The following is a 17,039-nucleotide window of genomic DNA, read 5'->3' on the forward strand; positions in this document are numbered from 1 at the left end:
CAACGGCGGCTAGCGGGCCTCGACGTTATCCAGCGCGCGATTCGCCAGCAGCCCGCTCAGCTCGATCAACTGCTGGATGCCCAGCTTTAACAACCCCGTGGCGAGGGAGCTTGCTCCCGCTGGGTGGCGAAGCCGCCCCAAAATTTCTGCCTTGGCAAAAAGCTTGGGCCTGCTGCGCAGGCCAGCGGGAGCAAGCTCCCTCGCCACGAGAGTGATTCGTAAGACCGTGCGCTCAGCCCTTCGCCGCCATCGCCGTCACCTCCACTTTCATGCCTTCCACCGCCAGCGCCGCCACGCCCACCGCGGCGCGCACCGGCCAGGGCTTGGCGAAGAAGCGTTTGTAGACTTCATTGAAAGCCGCGCGATCGGCCATGTCAGTCAGGTAGATGGTCAAGTGCAACACGCGGTCCATGGAGCTGCCGGCGCGTTCGAGGGCGCTCTTGAGCGCCTGCAACGTGCATTCGCTCTGCGCCGTGATGTCGCCCAGCTCCAGGCTGCCGTCCGCGCGGGTCGGGATCTGGGTGGAAACCAGCAGGCCGCCGAAACCGGCGACGTCAGAGGAGATGGAGTCTGCGTCCGGGTCGGGGGTGAACGTGATGTCTTGGTTCGCCATGGAAGTCTCGTGCTCGAAAAGAAAGGAGGCCAGTCGCGTCAAAACGACTGACCTGCCAGTTTAACGCCGATCTTCGGGCTGTCAGCCACTTCCTCCGGTTCGAGCCGCCGTCACCGTCGGCCCTGGACCATTCGCTTGGCGGTCAGCACGTGCTCCAGTTGCGGTTCGGCGACCGCTACGTGGGCGGCCATGTCGCGGGCCTGTTCCCAATCCAGCTCCGGGCGCAACCATTCGAGGGCGTTCTCGCCGGTGAAGGCCAGCAGGCGCTGCTGTTGATTGACCATATCGCCGTAGGTCACCAGGGCCAGCCCGTCACAGCCGTTGGGCGTTTCACTGGCCTGGGCCAGGGCGGCGAGGAAGATCGGAGAGGATTGCCGCGACGTCGTATAGCTCAGGCGCTTGGACTGGGTGTGCGCGCCAGTCTCCGCGGCGGCTTCGTACCAGCCATCCACCGCCACCAGGACGCGACCGTCGCGCTTGATCCGGTCGAACACCTTGGAGCGCATCACCAGGTGCAAGGGCAGGTGGGTCAGCGGCGGCATCGTGCCCATCGACCACACGGGCGACCACCCCCAGCGCACCTTGATGCACTCCAGGCGCCCGCCACGGTTGCGTATGGCGCTGACCTGCATGTTCGGCTTGATCACGCTTTGTCGCTCATGCAGCGCGGGCTCCGCGGCAGCGTGAAGGCTGTCGGCGGACAAGCTTGATGGGTTGGCACCGAAGGGGTCGCGCTGGGCAAAAAACGCCAGGGAATCCTTGGAAGAAACGGGCTGAACGAAACATTCACACATCGCGAAAACTCCAGGCAGATATTGACTACAACCCGCCGTTGAAGCCGCAAAAAACGAGTCGTCTTCAGTCGGTTGCGGCGGTGTTATGTAGCTCCGAGCCGGCGCGCCAAAGCTTGGTTCGAAAATCCTTATCGTCACCGGATGAGCGGAAAATCAAGCGGCATTTCATCCACTTATGCGACCGCTCATCGTCTGCACGGAGAGCCGCGCAATTTCCCAAGGTCGTTCGTTTTGTCCCCGCTGCTGTTGCATCGACGGCGTATCGGGAGGCCTCTGATGAAGGAGAAATGACCCATGACCAAAATCGACAACCTGCTGGATAACAAAGGGACGCCGCTGGACAAGCAGACGTTTACCTGGCGTGACCTGGCCGGCAAACCCATCAGCAAACTGGATGACGATGCGTTCACCCGAGTGCGGGTGATCCTGATGAACGGCGTCGAATCCGACGCGCTGCGCCTCAAGCATTTCGGCGCGCGTTTCCACAAGGAATTGCAACTGCCCCTGGCCCAGGTAAGGCGCGCCGAGCAGCATCAGATGACCGCGATAAACTGGCTGCTGTCGGCTGATCATTCGCCGCTTGAAACCACCGTGGCCTACGAACAGGTCGCAATCGAAGTGACTGCCGCCGTTGCCCAGAACGAGCCCGACCCTTATCAGGCGCAGACCTATCGTTTCGGCCTGCTGGAAGATTTCGACCACCTCTATCGTTACTCGGCCATGCTTGATCGGTTGGAAGGCAAAGACGCCAACAACATCCTGCAAGGCTATACGGACATCGTGCCCGGCCGGCCCACTAGCGAGCACCACCGCGCCCCCGGCGATGACCTGCGCGACAACTACAAGAAGGAGAACGCCGCGCTGATCACCAAGATCCATGCGGCGCTGATCACCGGTGCGGAATACCAGACCCACGATTACTACATGAACATCGGCCCGCTGTTTGCCGACCCGGTGGCGCGCGCGTTGTATGCCGAAATCGCCTCGGTGGAAGAGCAGCATGTCACCCAATATGGCTCGTTGCAGGACCCCAGCGAAACCTTCATGGAGAAGTGGCTGGTACATGAAGCGATGGAGGTCTACACCTACGCCAGTTGCGCCGAGCAGGAAGAAAACCCACGGATCAAGGCGATGTGGGAACGCTTCGTCGACTACGAGCTGGGGCACTTGAACCTGGCTTGCGAATTGTTCAAGAAGTACGAGCGACGCGACCCCGCCGAGGTGCTCAGCGGCCAGTTGCCGCGCATGATCGAGTTCAAGAGCCAGCGTGATTTTGTCCGTGAAACGCTGTCCCGCGAAGTGGACCTGCGCGCCCACGGCATCGACTACGTGCCCAAGGAACGCGAAGGCCACGCCTCCCTCGACTACCGCGCCCAGCTCAACAGCGAAGGCGTGCCTGCCAACATCGTTTCCGCCGGCTACACCTTCAAGCCCGGCACCGAACTCAACCCAGTGGGAGAACAGCAATGAGCGAACGCCAAGTCACTATCGGCATGAATCGTACCGGCGTCCAGATGTCTCCCGAAGACACCGCTCGCCAACTGGAAGCCACCCGTCTGTTTCCGGCGGATGTGCCGGGCGACGTGAGCGAATTTACCGCCGAGCGCGAGCGTGCCATTCGCGAGGCCGACCTGATCGGCTCGGTACCGGCACCGGGTTCGGTCAAAGGCGTGGTCAAGACCGCATTGGACAAAACCATCGGCAAGGCGCCGGAAGTGCTGCTGGACAAGCTCGGCGAACGCCTGGCCTTCGAGCGCACCGGCGTGCGCCTGTATGAGGCGATGGTCGCCAAGGCCACAGCCGCGCCCGGGGCCGATCCGGCGTTGGTGGAGACGTTGCGGCAGATCCAGGCCGAGGAGCTTGAGCACATGAACATCGTGCGCGAAGCCATCGAAACCCTTGGCGGCGACCCGACCGCGATGACGCCATGCGCGGACGTGGCGGGAGTCAAGGCGATGGGCGTGCTGCAAGTATTGACCGACCCACGCACCACCGTTTCCCAGTCGATGAGCGCGATCCTGACCATCGAGTTGGAAGACAACGCTGCCTGGGAATTGCTGATCGAGCTGGCGAAGAAGGGCGGTCACCCGCTGATCGCCAAGCGCTTCGGCCATGCCCTGGAGCAGGAGGAAAGGCACTTGGCCACGGTGCGCGACTTCATCAGGCAAGACCTGCTCGCGCAAGTGAGTTGAGGCTTGTTTCACTGCGGGCTCCACCCTGTGTTTTTTCGGGGCGGAGCCCTTGGCTCGAACTTTTGAAGGACACCCGCCCGTGAGTGAAACCGACCTTGAGATGGAATTGAAAGCCTGGCGGCTGTTGCTGGAAGACGATGCATATCGCCTGGACTTTCCCGAAGATTATTACGACACGTTGATCCGGCGCGCGGATGAACTGGTGTTGCATGAATTGATCAGTCTGGAGGATTGGCAATTGCTCAAGGACGCAGCGGACCAGGCCTACCAACTGACGGTGGAAATGCTGGCGCGCAATCAGCGCGATTGTCTGAATGTTCAGGGGATGCGCTTGCCTCGGGCTTGATTTTCGTTGCGCCGTCAAACCCATGTGGGAGCGAGCCTGCTCGCGAAGGCGGCGGCACAGGCGATGAAGACGTTGGATGTGCCGGCCTCATCGCGAGCAAGCTCGCTCCCACACTTGGATCTACGGCGGACGCCAGATCTCGGACACTCCGCAAAACCCATGTGGGAGCGAGCCTGCTCGCGAAGGCGGCGGCACAGGCAATGAAGATGTTGGATGTACCGGCCTCTTCGCGAGCAGGCTCGCTCCCACACTTGGATCTACAGCGGACGCCAGATCTCGGACACTTCGCCAAACCCATGTGGGAGCGAGCCTGCTCGCGAAGGCGGCGGCACAGGCGGTGAAGATGTTGGATGTGCCGGCCTCTTCGCGAGCAGGCTCGCTCCCACATTTGGATCTACAGCGGACGCCAGATCTCGGACACTCCGCAAAACCCATGTGGGAGCGAGCTTGCTCGCGAAGGCGGCGGCACAGGCAATGAAGATGTTGGATGTACCGGCCTCTTCGCGAGCAGGCTCGCTCCCACATTGGATCTACGGCGGATGGCAGTTCCCGGACACTCCGCAAAACCCATGTGGGAGCGAGCTTGCTCGCGAAGGCGGCGGCGCAGGCGATGAAGATGTTGGATGTACCGGCCTCTTCGCGAGCAGGCTCGCTCCCACACTTGGATCTACGGCGGGCGTCGTATCTCGGACACTCCGCAAAACCCATATGGGAGCGGGCTTGCTCGCGAAGGCGGCGGCACAGGCGGTGAAGATGTTGGATGTGTCGGCCTCTTCGCGAGCGGGCTCGCTCCCACACTTGGATCTACAGCGGACGCCAGATCTCGGACACTTCGCCAAACCCATGTGGGAGCGAGCCTGCTCGCGAAGGCGGCGGCACAGGCGATGAAGATGTTGGATGTACCGGCCTCTTCGCGAGCAGGCTCGCTCCCACAGATGTTGAACAATCCAGCGATCATCCCTGCTCGATACTCCGCAAAACCACCTCCCGCGGTTCGACCCGAGGAAAATTCAGGCGCTGCCAGCGCCAGGCATCCTCCAACATTCGCTCAAGCCCATGACGTGCAGTCCAGCCCAACTGCTCGGCTGCCTTGCCCGGATCCGCCCAGCATCGTGCAATGTCTCCCGGACGACGCGCTTCAAAAGCCAGCGGTACCTTCGCCCCGGTCGCCCGCTCGAAAGCACTTACCACTTCCAGCACCGAATAACCACGCCCGGTGCCCAGGTTCCAGACGTGCACACCCGTCTGTTCGCGCAAGAACGCCAGAGCTTGCAAGTGCCCCTCGGCCAGATCCACCACATGCACATAATCCCTGATCCCGGTGCCATCCGGCGTCGGGTAGTCGGAGCCGAAAATTCGCAGCACCTCGCGCTCGCCGTTGGCCACCTGCAACAGGTATGGCAAAAGGTTGTTGGGGGTCTGCGTCGGCGTCTCTCCCAGCAGGCCTGAACAATGCGCGCCGATCGGATTGAAGTAGCGCAGCAAGCCGATCGACCAGCGGGCGTCGGAGGCGGCGGTGCTGCGCATGACGTGTTCGGCCATCAGTTTCGACTGGCCGTACGGGTTGGTTGGCTGCCCGGTCGGGCAGGTTTCGGCGATGGGCATCTGGGCGCAATCGCCGTAGACCGTCGCCGATGAGCTGAACACCAGGTTGAACACGCCGGCTTGCGCCATCGCCTGGCACAGCGTCACGCTGCCGCTGACGTTCGTGTCGAAATACCTCAGCGGTTCACGCACGCTTTCACCCACCGCCTTGAGCCCGGCGCAATGAACGACGGCCTCGATGGGGTACTCCCTGAAGACCTTGTCCAGTGCGCGACGGCTTCTCACGTCGGCATGGACAAAAACCGGCTCCCGCCCCGTCACGTCCGATATGCGCTGCACGGTTGCCCGGGAGCTGTTGCAAAGGTTGTCGAGGATCACCACCTCGTCGCCGCGGTTCATCAACTCGACCGCCACATGGGCGCCGATATAACCCGCACCACCTGTCACCAGAATCATCATTCAGTCCCCCTCGATTATCCCTGTCCTGGTGTCTCTTGGACGAGACACTCGGCGTTGTCCGGCGGTCTCTTTCGGCAGTGGTGCGCGTTGGAGACATCAGCCTGTTCTGTTGAGTGTGGTGGCGGGTTCCAGGAGTTCAGAGCAGTTGACTGACCGGTGTGTGCACTTGGTCGGCTGGCTGGAAGAAGATTTGGAACGGCATCGGAACCGGCTTTCTCAAACGTCCACAAGGCCAGGCGTGAGAGGAGTTACCAGGTCTTGTTTGCCAGGCGCGGCAGCGCCGGATCGCGGTAGGCCCAGCATCGATCTAAAAACATCGATCTTCAGACATCGATCTTGAGAAAAGGAACGTCACATGAATCAACAAGAACATCTTCATCCCGATCACAGCGCCGCGCCCGCCGCGAGCTTGCGACCTACGCTGTTGTGCCTGTCGCACCTGCGCTGGGGCTTTGTCTATCAGCGGCCGCAACACGTGATGTCGCGATTGGCCAGGGACTACGACGTACTGTTTTTCGAAGAACCGATATTCGAAGGCCGGCAGTCCGCGCACCTGGAAAGCTATGCGGTGGCGGAGGGCGTGACGGTGCTGGTGCCCAGGCTCCCCGAGGGGCTGGATGAAGCCCAGGTGATCGCCACCCAGCGTGAATTGCTCGATGCCTGGCTGGCAGAGCATTGGCCGAGTGAGTTGATGCTCTGGTACCTCACGCCTATGAGCCAGGCCTTCACCGATCACCTGGAGGCCAATGTGGTGATTTTCGATTGCATGGACGAGCTCTCGGCCTTCAAGTTCGCGCCGCCCGCGTTGGTGGAGATGGAGCGGCGGTTGATGGCCAAGGCCGATGTGGTGTTCACCGGCGGATACAGCCTCTGGGAGGCCAAGCGCGAGCATCACGCCAACGTCCACGCCATGCCCAGCAGCGTTGATATCACGCACTTTGCCGCGGCCAGGCAGCCGATTCCCGACCCGGCGGACCAGGCCGATATCGGTCATCCGCGCCTGGGTTTCTTCGGCGTTATCGATGAGCGTTTCGATATCGAGCTGGTACGTGAACTGGCAACGCAGCGGCCGGACTGGCACATCGTGTTGATCGGGCCGGTGGTGAAGATCGATCCGCAGACGTTGCCGCGCCTGGCGAATATTCACTACCTGGGCGCCAAGCAATATGAAGAGCTGCCGGCGTACCTGGCGGGTTGGGACGTGGCGTTGATGCCATTCGCGTTGAACGAATCCACTCGCTTCATCAGCCCCACCAAGACGCCTGAATACCTGGCGGGCGGATGCCCGGTGGTGTCCACGCCGATCCGCGATGTGGTCAATGGCTACGGTGAGAGTGGCGTTGTCGCGATTGCCGATTCGCCCCAGGGATTCATCGACGCGATCCAGGCGGCGCTGGACCTGCGGACCCAACCAGGAGTGGTTGCGCAGTACGCCGACAAAGCGCTGGACGGCATGTCCTGGGACAAGACCTGCGCGCAGATGAAGGAGCAGATCGAATGCCAACGATAACCCTCGATTCCCTTGATAACTCCCAGGGCGGCGCGCCGTACGACTACCTGATCGTCGGCGCCGGTTTCGCCGGCAGCGTGCTGGCCGAGCGGCTGGCCGAAGGGTTGGGCAAGCGCGTGCTGCTGGTCGATCGTCGCGATCACATCGGCGGCAATGCATACGACCATTTGGACGAGGCGGGCGTGCTGGTCCATCGCTACGGGCCGCACATCTTCCACACCAATGCCCAGCGCATTGTCGATTACCTGTCGCGGTTCACCGAATGGCGCCCGTACGAGCATCGAGTGCTGGCCCAGGTGGATGAGCATCGGGTGCCGATTCCCATCAACCTGACGACGCTCAACACGCTGTTCGGCTTGTCCATGGATGAAACGCAGGCCGAGGCCTTCCTGGCGCAGCGGGCGGAGCCGGTCGAGTCGATCCGGACTTCGGAGGACGTGGTCATCAACCAGATCGGCCGCGAGCTGTATGAGAAATTCTTTCGTGGCTACACCCGCAAGCAGTGGGGCCTGGACCCTTCCCAGCTGGACAAGTCGGTGACCTCGCGGGTGCCGACACGGACCAACACCGATGATCGGTATTTCACTGACCAGTTCCAGATGATGCCGCTGCACGGCTACACACGGATGTTCGAGCGCATGCTCGCCCATCCGAACATCGATATCTTGCTGGCGACCGATTTCAAAGAGGTTCGCCAGCGCATCCCCTATCGGGAACTGGTCTATTGCGGGCCGATAGATGAGTACTTCGATTACTGCTTCGGCCATCTGCCGTATCGCTCGTTGCGCTTTCAGCATGAAACGCTGGATGCGCCGCAGTTCCAGCCGGTGGCAGTGGTCAACTATCCGGACGAGCGCGTGCCCTATACACGAATCACCGAGTACAAGCACCTCACCGGGCAGGAGCACCCGCGCACCAGCATCAGCTACGAGTTCCCCTGCGCCGATGGCGACCCTTACTACCCGGTTCCGCGCCCGGAGAACGCCGAGCTGTACAAACGCTACAAGGCCCTGGCCGACGAAACACCCGGGGTGACTTTTCTCGGTCGGCTCGGCACCTACAAGTACTACAACATGGATCAGGTGGTCGGTCAGGCGCTGGCGCTGTATCAGCGCATCGCCGAGGGCGAAGGGGTCGTGGCGAGGGCTCACGAGGTCGAGCCGGGTTGATCCCGGCTTCATCCAGACACTGGGAGACAGCAGCGTGCAGGAGAGGATCTTCAACAGTTTCGTGATGGCCGGCTACGAGTGTTCCACCCATCGCCGTGCCGATGGACGTCGGCTGGATATGCTCGCCGCGACTCGCCATGACCGCTGGGCCGAGCAGGATTACAGCCGGCTCGCCGACCTAGGCATTCGCTGCGCCAGGGATGGCTTGCGTTGGCATCTGATCGAACAGCAGCCGGGTCGTTATGACTGGAGCAGTTTCCTGCCGATGCTGCGCGCCGCCCAGCGCTGCGATGTGCAAGTGGTGTGGGACCTGTGCCATTACGGCTACCCCGACGATCTGGACATCTGGCGGCCGGCCTTCGTCGAACGGTTTGCTCGCTTCTCCGGTGCCGTCGCGCGGCTGATGCGCGAGGAGGGGATCGAGACCGCGTTCTACTCGCCGATCAACGAGATCTCTTTCTGGAGCTGGGCCGGCGGCGACGTCGGCTACTTCAACCCCACCGCCCGACAACGGGGCATGGAGCTCAAGCACCAGTTGGTGCGCGCAAGTATCGCGGCGATCGAGGCGATTCGCGAGGTAACGCCCGCGGCGCGATTTGTCCAGTGCGACCCACTGATCAACGTGCGGTCCTTATCGCGGCGGGCCGAAGATATAGAGGCCGCCGAGGCGTATCGGCTGTCCCAGTTCGAGGCATGGGACCTGCTCACCGGCAGAAGCTGGCCGGGGTTGGGCGGGCGCGAGGAGTACCTGGATATTGTCGGCGTCAATTTCTATCCGCATAACCAATGGTTCCTGCACGGCAATCGGATCGAGCCGGGCAGCGCGGATTATCGCCCGTTGGTGGGCATGCTCAGCGAAGTCCACCAGCGTTATCGAAGGCCGCTTCTGCTCTCTGAAACGGGCGCCGAAGACACCGCTCGGGTGCCCTGGCTGCACTACATCGGCGAGCAGTTGGCGCTGGCGATGGAGCGCGGCATTCCGACGGTGGGCATGTGCTGGTACCCGTTTCTCGACTACCCGGGTTGGGACGATGATCGCTACTGTCCCACTGGCGTGTTTGGCTACGCCGACAACGAGGGCAGCCGCGCATCTTTCCATCCACTGACGCTGGCAATGAAGGCCCTGCAGGCGCGGTTCGCCTCGTCCGTTGCCACGGTGCAAATGCCATGAACAGCCATCAGTCCCATGGCGCGCCGTTGCCGAATACCGCCATCGCGTTTTTGTGGCGATACGTCACCCTCAGGCCGTGGCATTTCGCGACGTTGTTTGTGCTGATTGTCGGTGCCGCCAGTTGCGCGGTGGCGGTGCAGTTCGGCATGAAGCTGCTGGTCGACGCGATGGCCCAGGGCAGGGAGGCGGCCGGGCATGTGTGGCTGCCGTTCACCGTGTTCATCGCGCTGATTGTGGTGGAAAACCTGTTCTGGCGTTCGGGCGGCTACCTGGGCTGCCGGACGGTGGTCGCCAGTTGCGCGGACCTGCGGATCGACCTGTTCAATCACCTGACCGGACACCCGATGCGCTATTTCTCCGAGCATTTCGCCGGAGCCCTGGCCAACCGGATCTCCTCGGCGGGCGCGGCAGCGGGTTCCATCTACGGTGGCCTGGCCTGGAAGATTATTCCACCTTGCGTGGATTTCATCGGTGCGGTTGTGGTGCTGTTTACCGTGCGGCTTTCCATGGGGTTAGCCTTGATCGGCGCGGTGATTGTGGTGGCTTCGCTGATCACCGTGATGGGGCTGCGTGGCCGCAGCCGGCATATCGATTTCGCTTCCCAGGCCGCACGCGTCGGTGGCGAGTTGGTGGACCAGGTCTCCAACGTCTGGACGATCAAGGCATTCTCCGCCCGACACCGCGAGCGGCGCCGGCTCGAGCAGGCGATCGGCGTCGAGGCCAAGGCCCAGCGCCGCAGCTGGATCTACCTGGAAAAAGCCCGGGTCTTGCACGACATCTGCTTGTCGATCATGGCCGGCGGCATGCTCGGCTGGTCGATCCTGTTGTGGCAGGACGGACAGATCACCCCGGGCGATGTGGTGATGGTCAGCGCGTTGTCGTTTCGCATCCTGCATGGCTCCCGCGACTTGGCGCTGGCCCTGGTGGACACTTCGCAGCAGATGGGCGTGATTGCCGAGACGTTGCGCATCATCGTCCAGCCACACGCACTCAGCGACACCCCGGCGGAACTGGAACCTGGGCGCGGCAATATCCGTTTCATCGACGTCAGCTACAGCTATTCCGACGGGCGCGGCGCGATCAGGCATCTGTCCCTGGACATTCCGGCCGGCCAGAAAGTCGGCATCGTCGGGCCGTCGGGCGCGGGCAAGTCGACATTGGTCAGTCTGGTCCAGCGCCTGGACGATGTGCGCAGCGGGGTGATCCTGATCGATGGCCGCGACGTGCGCTCGGTCAGTCAGGACAGCCTGCGCAGCCAGATCGCCGTGGTGCCTCAGGAGCCGGCGCTGTTCAATCGGACCATCTACGAAAACATCGCCTATGGCCAGCCCGATGCCACCGAGGCACAAGTCATCGACGCGGCCCGCCATGCCTATTGCGAAGAATTCATCCGCGACCTGCCGGAAGGCTTCAACACGTTGGTGGGCGAGCGCGGCGTGATGCTCTCGGGCGGCCAACGCCAGCGCCTCGGGCTGGCGCGGGCGTTCCTCAAGAACGCACCGATCCTGATCCTTGACGAAGCCACCTCGGCACTGGATTCGGAATCCGAAGCCAAGGTGCAAATGGCCCTGGACGACCTGATGCGCGGTCGCACCGTGCTGGCAGTGGCGCACCGGCTGTCGACGGTCGCGCGGTTCGACCGGATCTTGGTCTTGCAGGGCGGAAGAATCATCGAAGACGGCTCACCCGATGAACTGCGCCAGCGTGAAGGGCCGTTCCAGACCCTGTGGCAGGCGCAAGGGTTGGAGTTGGGCAAGCGTTAGTTGCCGATATTGGACGTGCCGCCGCCTTCGCGAGCAGGCTCGCTCCCACAGTGGGAAATGAGGTTGGGCGCTGGATGTGCATGCGCCGCAGGTCCCCTGTGGGGGCGAGCTTGCTCGCGATAGCGGTGGTTCAGTTATGGAGATGTTGGATGTGCCGCCGCCTTCGCGAGCAGGCTCGCTCCCACAGTGGAAATGAGATTGGGCGTTGGATGTGCATGCGCCGCAGGTCTCCTGTGGGAGCGAGCCTGCTCGCGAAAGCGGTGGTTCAGTTATGGAGATGTTGGACGTGCCGCCGCCTTCGCGAGCAGGCTCGCTCCCACAGTGGAAATGAGATTGGGCGTTGGATGTGCATGCGCCGCAGGTCTCCTGTGGGAGCGAGCCTGCTCGCGAAAGCGGTGGTTCTGATGGCGGAGATGTTGGGTTTGCGGTCGCGCAGCAAGCGCCTCAGTCACCCCGGTTTTGATTGATGAAGTCCACAAACGCCCGCAGCGGCGAGGGCAGGTAGCGGCGGCCGGGGTAGTAGAGGAATGGTCCGGTAAAGCGCTGCCACCAGGGTTCGAGTACCGGTTCGAGGACACCGCTGTCCAGGTAGGGGCGCAGCCAGTCCTCGAACAGGTGGACGATCCCGAGTCCATCCACCGCGGCCTGGACGGCCAGGTCCATGGCGCCGCCAATGCGCACCAGCAATGGGCCGTTCGGCTCGACGCTGATGGTTTCGCCGTCACGCTCATACTCCCACAGCGGCAAGGCGCCGCTGGGGAACTTGCCGGCCAGGCAAGCGTGTTGCAGCAGGTCCCTTGGGTGCTCGGGGCGGCCCCGGGCGTCGAGGTACGCCGGTGCGGCGGCGGTCGCGAAGCGTTGAAAGCGCGGGCCGATGGGGATCGCGATCATATCCTGTTCGAGGCGTTCGTCGTAGCGAATGCCTGCATCACACCCGGCCGCCAGCATGTCGACAAAGCTTTCTTCGGTAACGACTTCGAGGCGGATGTCGGGGTAGCTTTTCAGGAACGGCGCGATGATCGACGGTAGCACCAGTCGGGCGGCGCTGACCGGCACGTTCAACCTGAGGGTACCGGAAGGGCGGTCGCGAAAATCGTTGACCACGTCCAGCGCGGATTCGACTTCGCCCAGGGCCGGCACGATGCGTTCCATCAACCGTGCGCCGGCCTCGGTCGGCACCACGCTGCGGGTGGTGCGGTTGAGCAGGCGCACGCCGAGTCGGCTTTCGATCCGGCGTACCGCGTCGCTGAGGCTGGAGGCGGATTTGCCGCTGAGCCGGGCGCCTTCTCGAAATCCCCGCGCATTGACCACCGCCACAAAGGCCAGCAAGTCTTGAATGTCCGTAGCCATTGTTCTCTCCGTCGTACAACCCGTTCGGATTGCACCTGATTATCAGTAGAGTGGTCAACGCCTATAGTCGGCTCACACGGACTAATTCAAGGGGTACGCGATGAGCAGGGCAGACAAGGCGGGGACTTATTTACTGGGTGATCGTACGGTCAACCGCATGGGCTACGGCGCGATGCAACTGGCGGGGCCGCAGGTCTTCGGACCGCCCAAGGATCCGGCGGCGGCCATCGCCGTGCTGCGCGAAGCGCTGGCCGCTGGGGTCAACCACATCGACACCGCCGATTTTTACGGACCCCATGTCACCAACCAGCTGATCCGCGAGGCGTTGCACCCTTACGCCGACGACCTGGTCATCGTGACCAAGGTCGGCGCGGTTCGTGGCGCCGATGCGTCATGGAACGCAGCCCAGAGCCCCGCCGAGCTGACTCGTGCGGTGCGCGACAATCTGCGCAACCTCGACGTCGAGGTGCTGGACGTGGTCAATCTGCGGGTCATGGGCGATGTGCATGCGCCCGCGGAAGGATCGATTGAAGAGTCCTTCACAGCATTGGCCGAGCTGCAGCGCCAAGGCCTGATTCGCCAACTGGGCCTGAGCAACGTCACGGCGGCGCAGGTCAAGGAGGCCCAGGGTATCGCCAAGGTGGTCTGCGTGCAGAATCACTACAACCTGACCCATCGCGACGACGAACAACTCATCGCCGACCTGGGTCGCCAAGGCATTGCCTACGTGCCGTTCTTCCCGCTGGGTGGCTTTACGCCGCTGCAGTCGGAAGCGTTGTCGAACATTGCCGCGCGCCTGGAGGCGTCGCCGCTGTGCGTTGCGCTGGCATGGCTGCTGCAACGTGCGCCGAATATCCTGCTGATTCCCGGTACGTCGTCAGTGGCTCACCTGCGGGAAAATATCTCGGCCAGTGAGCTGCAGATTCCGGCGCCTATGTTGGCTGAGCTTGACGCCATGGTTTAGCCGCAGCCCCTCTGGGCAGTCTCCATTCGCCTGAAAAATCGAACAGGGTCCAGCCGGGCGATGTCCCAGACATATCGTTGTCAGGCAAGGATTTCGTCATGGCAGACCCTTCTATTCCCGGCCACCGCTGGGCTGATTCGACCTTGGCATTCTTGCGCGAGGGCTACCCGTTCATACGCAAGCGTTGCGTCGCCTATGGCAGTCCGGTTTTCCAGACCCGACTGCTGGGGCGGCGCACGCTGTGCCTCAGTGGGCTGGAAGCGGCGGAGCTGTTCTACGATGCGCGGCGCTTCGTCCGGACCCCCACGTCGACACCGGCGCCGCTGCGCAACATCCTGTTGGGCGCGGGCGGCGTCCAGGGCCTGGATGGCGCACCTCATGCGCGACGCAAGCAGCTGTTTCTCGACGTGCTGGACAAGGAAAGCGTAAACCGCCTGGTCGGCCTCTACGAGGCTCACTTGAGCGAAGCGGCGGCGAAGCTTGCGACGAACCAGCCGATCGAATTCCTGCCGTGGATCGAGGCGCTGCTGTGTCGATCGGTCTGCGAGTGGGCCGGCGTGCCAATGATGAGTGATCGGCAAATGCACCGGTTGACCCGTCGGCTCGCCTCGCTGATCGATGGCAACGGCCGCGTCGACTGGCGGATGCCGGCCGCCTGGATGCGGCGCAAGGCCTGCGAGGCCCAGGCGGCGCGCTGGATAAAAAACTGTCGGCAAGACCCGGCGCCAGCATCGCCGCAGACCCCGCTGCAACAACTCGCATGGCATCGCGATGAGCAGGGCCAGTTGCTCCCACCGCGGATAGCGGCAGTGGAGCTGCTAAATATCTTGCGTCCAGTGGTGGCGGTGGGGCGCTTTCTGTTGTTCGGGCTGATCGAGTTGGAACGCCGGCCGCAATGGCGCGCCAGCATTGGTCGCGATGACGCTGCGGCTTGGGCTTTTGCCGAGGAAACGCGGCGCTTTTACGCGTTCTTTCCGATGGTGGCGGCGTTTGTGCGCGAGAGTTTCGAGTGGCGAGGCTACCGCTTCGAAAAAGGCACTCGGGTGCTGCTCGATCTGTTTGGCTCCAACCGTGATCCGGCGCACTGGAAAACCCCGGAAAGTTTTGCGCCCGAACGTTTCGGCCAGTGCCCCATGAGAACCTCTGTCATCAGCCAGGGCGGCGGGGAATACACCTATCACCGCTGCCCGGGCGAGCCGCTGACGCTGGCCCTGATGCAGAAAACCTTCGAACATCTGTGCCGCCATGTGCAATGGCGGCTGGTGGTGAAAGACGTCGATTTTCAACGCCTGCCCATGTTGCCCAGGGAGCCGGTGCTGATGTCAGTGGTGACCGGCTAGCCACGCGCCTCATCCGTCTCGTTTCGATGGTGTTCCGGCCAGCTGTCGACGGGACGGGCGCGGTCTTCGTTGAACATCTCGGTGAGCAACGCGTTGGCGCGTCGGTAGGCGTCGTGCCGGAACGTGAGGTCATCTTCCGGTTGGGCGACGATTTCTTCGAGCATCTGCAGATTCAAGCGGCGGAACTGATCGGCGCGTTCGCGCGCCTCGTAAACGCCGACACCCATCTGCACCAGTGCCCGGCGACCCAACGCCAGCGCGCTTTCGAAGGTTTCCCGCTCGGCAACCTCGACGCCCATCTGCCGCAGGTTGATCAGGTGGCCCATGTCCCGCGCGCGGACGACGAGTTTCAACGTGGGGAAGTGCTCCTGGGCCAACCGGGTCAGCGTCAGGTTGTCTTGCTGATCGTCGATCGCGTTGATCAGCACCGCCGCCTGTGCCGCGCCGGCCGCGTGCAACAGGTCGAGGCGCGTGGCGTCGCCGTAGAACACTTTCACGCCGAATTTGCGCAGCGTCTCGATGTTGTCGGGGTCGTGGTCCAGAACCACTACCTCGACGCCGCAGGACATCAGCAAACGTCCGGCGATCTGTCCGAAACGGCCGAAGCCGGCAATGATCACCCGCGGGTTCTGCTGGTCGACGAGGTCGGATTCCTGGCGGTCTTTCTTGCTGGCCGACTCGATTCGCTCCAGCAGCAGAATGAGCAGCGGCGTCACGCACATCGACAGGGCCACCGCCAGCGTCAGGCTCTTGCCCCACTGGTCGGTCAGGATGCCCGCCAATGTCGCGGCGCCGAACACCACAAAGGCGAACTCGCTGCCCTGGCCGAGCAATACCGCCTGCCAGGAACGTTGGCCGGCGGGGACATTCAGGAAGCGGCTGACGGCCTTGATCACCAGCAGTTTGATCAGGATGAACCCGACGGTCAGGGTGATGACTTTCAGCGGTGCGTCGATCAGCGTGCCGAAGTCGATCGACATGCCGACGCCGATGAAAAACAGCCCCAGCAGCAGGCCCTTGAACGGTTCGATGTCGCTTTCCAGGGCATGGCGGTATTCGGAACTCGCCAGCAACACGCCGGCGAGGAATGCGCCCATGGCCATCGACAGGCCGGCCTCTTCCAGCAGAAAGCCGAAGCCGAATACCAGGAACAGCGCCACGGCACTGAAGATTTCACGCAGGCCCGAGCGCGCGGCGAAGCGCAACAGCGGCCGTGTCACGTAGCGCCCGAGCAGCACGACGACGCTGATGGCGGCGACGATCTTGACGATCGACAACGCCAGGGCCATGCCCGAGGGGGTGTCGCCATGGGCCGAGAGCAACGGGATCATGGCCACCAGGGGAATGGCCGCGATGTCCTGGAACAGCAGGACGGCAAAACTGCTGCGGCCCACGGCGGTAGCGTTCAGGTTGCGTTCGCTCATGGCCTGCATGGCGATGGCCGTGGACGAAAGGCTCAGGGTCAAGCCCACCAACAACGCCGCCGTCCAGCCCAGGCCCAGCGCCGCGCAGAACGCAGCAATGGCGGCACCGCAAGCGAGCATCTGCAGCGCGCCGCCACCGAATACCATCCGGCGCAGCGCCCAGAGGCGCTTGGGGTCGAGCTCAAGACCGATGATGAACAGCATCAGCACGACGCCGATTTCGGCGAATTCCAGGATGGCCTTGACGTCGGTAATGAGCTTCAGCCCCCACGGGCCGATCACGCACCCGGCCAGCAGATAACCGAGCACCGGGCCCAGGCCCAACCGGACGGCAATCGGTACGATCAGTGTCGCCGAGGCCAGGTAGATGAGCATTTCGATCAGGCTGTGAGTTTCCAT

General features: G+C 62.9%; 14 protein-coding genes and 1 pseudogene. 9 read left to right on the forward strand and 6 right to left on the reverse strand.

Annotation, left to right across the window (positions count from 1 at the left end; all coding sequences use genetic code 11):
• Positions 1-9: 9 nt before the first annotated feature.
• The 3 genes and pseudogenes from J3P91_RS10160 to J3P91_RS10170 form a co-directional block, all read right to left on the reverse strand.
• Positions 10-84, reverse strand: a pseudogene (locus J3P91_RS10160) (DUF6124 family protein); the annotation flags it as partial.
• Positions 85-232: 148 nt separating this feature from the next.
• Complete coding sequence (locus J3P91_RS10165) at positions 233-613, reverse strand: RidA family protein (RefSeq protein ID WP_434603794.1); 381 nt, start codon at positions 611-613, stop codon at positions 233-235.
• 110 nt (positions 614-723) lie between these two features.
• A complete protein-coding gene (locus J3P91_RS10170) occupies positions 724-1,407 on the reverse strand; it encodes an SOS response-associated peptidase family protein (protein WP_434603797.1) in 684 nt (227 codons plus the stop codon).
• A 294-nt stretch (positions 1,408-1,701) separates the two neighbouring features.
• Here J3P91_RS10170 and J3P91_RS10175 point away from each other — a divergent pair, with 294 nt between their 5' ends.
• The 3 genes from J3P91_RS10175 (at position 1,702) to J3P91_RS10185 (ending at position 3,945) form a co-directional block, all read left to right on the forward strand.
• Positions 1,702-2,877, forward strand: coding sequence for a hypothetical protein (locus J3P91_RS10175; RefSeq protein ID WP_434603800.1), 1,176 nt, complete (start codon positions 1,702-1,704; stop codon positions 2,875-2,877).
• A complete protein-coding gene (locus J3P91_RS10180; protein ID WP_434603803.1) occupies positions 2,874-3,599 on the forward strand; it encodes a ferritin-like domain-containing protein in 726 nt (241 codons plus the stop codon). Before J3P91_RS10175 ends, J3P91_RS10180 begins: the two co-directional genes overlap by 4 nt.
• Positions 3,600-3,678: 79 nt before the next feature.
• The gene (locus J3P91_RS10185; RefSeq protein ID WP_434568975.1) at positions 3,679-3,945 is read left to right on the forward strand and encodes a hypothetical protein; all 267 of its coding nucleotides are present in this window, start codon (positions 3,679-3,681) and stop codon (positions 3,943-3,945) included.
• A 954-nt stretch (positions 3,946-4,899) separates the two neighbouring features.
• Here J3P91_RS10185 and galE read toward each other — a convergent pair.
• Positions 4,900-5,946: a UDP-glucose 4-epimerase GalE gene (gene galE / locus J3P91_RS10190; RefSeq protein ID WP_434605059.1), complete on the reverse strand. Its 1,047-nt coding sequence runs from the start codon at positions 5,944-5,946 to the stop codon at positions 4,900-4,902.
• Positions 5,947-6,304: 358 nt separating this feature from the next.
• Here galE and J3P91_RS10195 point away from each other — a divergent pair, with 358 nt between their 5' ends.
• The 4 genes from J3P91_RS10195 (at position 6,305) to J3P91_RS10210 (ending at position 11,562) form a co-directional block, all read left to right on the forward strand.
• Positions 6,305-7,459, forward strand: a complete 1,155-nt coding sequence (locus J3P91_RS10195; RefSeq protein ID WP_434603806.1) for a glycosyltransferase family 1 protein — start codon at positions 6,305-6,307, stop codon at positions 7,457-7,459.
• Entirely contained in the window at positions 7,447-8,628 is a 1,182-nt protein-coding gene (glf, locus tag J3P91_RS10200; RefSeq protein WP_434568973.1) for a UDP-galactopyranose mutase, read from the forward strand. The genes J3P91_RS10195 and glf overlap by 13 nt, the downstream gene beginning before the upstream one ends.
• Positions 8,629-8,692: 64 nt before the next feature.
• Complete coding sequence (locus J3P91_RS10205; RefSeq protein WP_434605061.1) at positions 8,693-9,799, forward strand: beta-glucosidase; 1,107 nt, start codon at positions 8,693-8,695, stop codon at positions 9,797-9,799.
• Positions 9,796-11,562: an ABC transporter ATP-binding protein gene (locus J3P91_RS10210; protein WP_434603809.1), complete on the forward strand. Its 1,767-nt coding sequence runs from the start codon at positions 9,796-9,798 to the stop codon at positions 11,560-11,562. Before J3P91_RS10205 ends, J3P91_RS10210 begins: the two co-directional genes overlap by 4 nt.
• Before the next feature lie 444 nt (positions 11,563-12,006).
• Here J3P91_RS10210 and J3P91_RS10215 read toward each other — a convergent pair whose 3' ends face one another.
• On the reverse strand, positions 12,007-12,912 hold the full coding sequence (locus J3P91_RS10215) for a LysR family transcriptional regulator (protein ID WP_434603812.1): 906 nt from the start codon (positions 12,910-12,912) through the stop codon (positions 12,007-12,009).
• 100 nt (positions 12,913-13,012) lie between these two features.
• On the opposite strand from J3P91_RS10215, the gene J3P91_RS10220 reads away from it, so the two are divergent.
• Both J3P91_RS10220 and J3P91_RS10225 read left to right on the forward strand, forming a co-directional pair.
• A complete protein-coding gene (locus J3P91_RS10220) occupies positions 13,013-13,876 on the forward strand; it encodes an aldo/keto reductase family oxidoreductase (RefSeq protein ID WP_434603815.1) in 864 nt (287 codons plus the stop codon).
• 98 nt (positions 13,877-13,974) lie between these two features.
• On the forward strand, positions 13,975-15,216 hold the full coding sequence (locus J3P91_RS10225; protein WP_434603818.1) for a cytochrome P450: 1,242 nt from the start codon (positions 13,975-13,977) through the stop codon (positions 15,214-15,216).
• Here J3P91_RS10225 and kefC read toward each other — a convergent pair.
• Positions 15,213-17,039, reverse strand: coding sequence for a glutathione-regulated potassium-efflux system protein KefC (gene kefC, locus J3P91_RS10230; RefSeq protein WP_434603821.1), 1,827 nt, complete (start codon positions 17,037-17,039; stop codon positions 15,213-15,215). The genes J3P91_RS10225 and kefC overlap by 4 nt on opposite strands.

Origin of the sequence: Pseudomonas sp. Z4-7 (genome assembly GCF_051131965.1) — a bacterium.
GTDB lineage: Bacteria > Pseudomonadota > Gammaproteobacteria > Pseudomonadales > Pseudomonadaceae > Aquipseudomonas.

Bases quoted from the DNA above. Each gene is read 5' to 3' on its own strand.
- J3P91_RS10225 (WP_434603818.1), top strand. From the start codon at position 13,975: ATGGCAGACCCTTCTATTCCCGGCCACCGCTGGGCTGATTCGACCTTG.
- J3P91_RS10215 (WP_434603812.1), bottom strand. From the start codon at position 12,912: ATGGCTACGGACATTCAAGACTTGCTGGCCTTTGTGGCGGTGGTCAAT.
- glf (WP_434568973.1), top strand. From the start codon at position 7,447: ATGCCAACGATAACCCTCGATTCCCTTGATAACTCCCAGGGCGGCGCG.
- J3P91_RS10205 (WP_434605061.1), top strand. From the start codon at position 8,693: ATGGCCGGCTACGAGTGTTCCACCCATCGCCGTGCCGATGGACGTCGG.
- J3P91_RS10195 (WP_434603806.1), top strand. From the start codon at position 6,305: ATGAATCAACAAGAACATCTTCATCCCGATCACAGCGCCGCGCCCGCC.
- J3P91_RS10170 (WP_434603797.1), bottom strand. From the start codon at position 1,407: ATGTGTGAATGTTTCGTTCAGCCCGTTTCTTCCAAGGATTCCCTGGCG.
- J3P91_RS10210 (WP_434603809.1), top strand. From the start codon at position 9,796: ATGAACAGCCATCAGTCCCATGGCGCGCCGTTGCCGAATACCGCCATC.
- galE (WP_434605059.1), bottom strand. From the start codon at position 5,946: ATGATTCTGGTGACAGGTGGTGCGGGTTATATCGGCGCCCATGTGGCG.
- J3P91_RS10175 (WP_434603800.1), top strand. From the start codon at position 1,702: ATGACCAAAATCGACAACCTGCTGGATAACAAAGGGACGCCGCTGGAC.
- J3P91_RS10165 (WP_434603794.1), bottom strand. From the start codon at position 613: ATGGCGAACCAAGACATCACGTTCACCCCCGACCCGGACGCAGACTCC.
- kefC (WP_434603821.1), bottom strand. From the start codon at position 17,039: ATGGAAACTCACAGCCTGATCGAAATGCTCATCTACCTGGCCTCGGCG.
- J3P91_RS10220 (WP_434603815.1), top strand. From the start codon at position 13,013: ATGAGCAGGGCAGACAAGGCGGGGACTTATTTACTGGGTGATCGTACG.
- J3P91_RS10180 (WP_434603803.1), top strand. From the start codon at position 2,874: ATGAGCGAACGCCAAGTCACTATCGGCATGAATCGTACCGGCGTCCAG.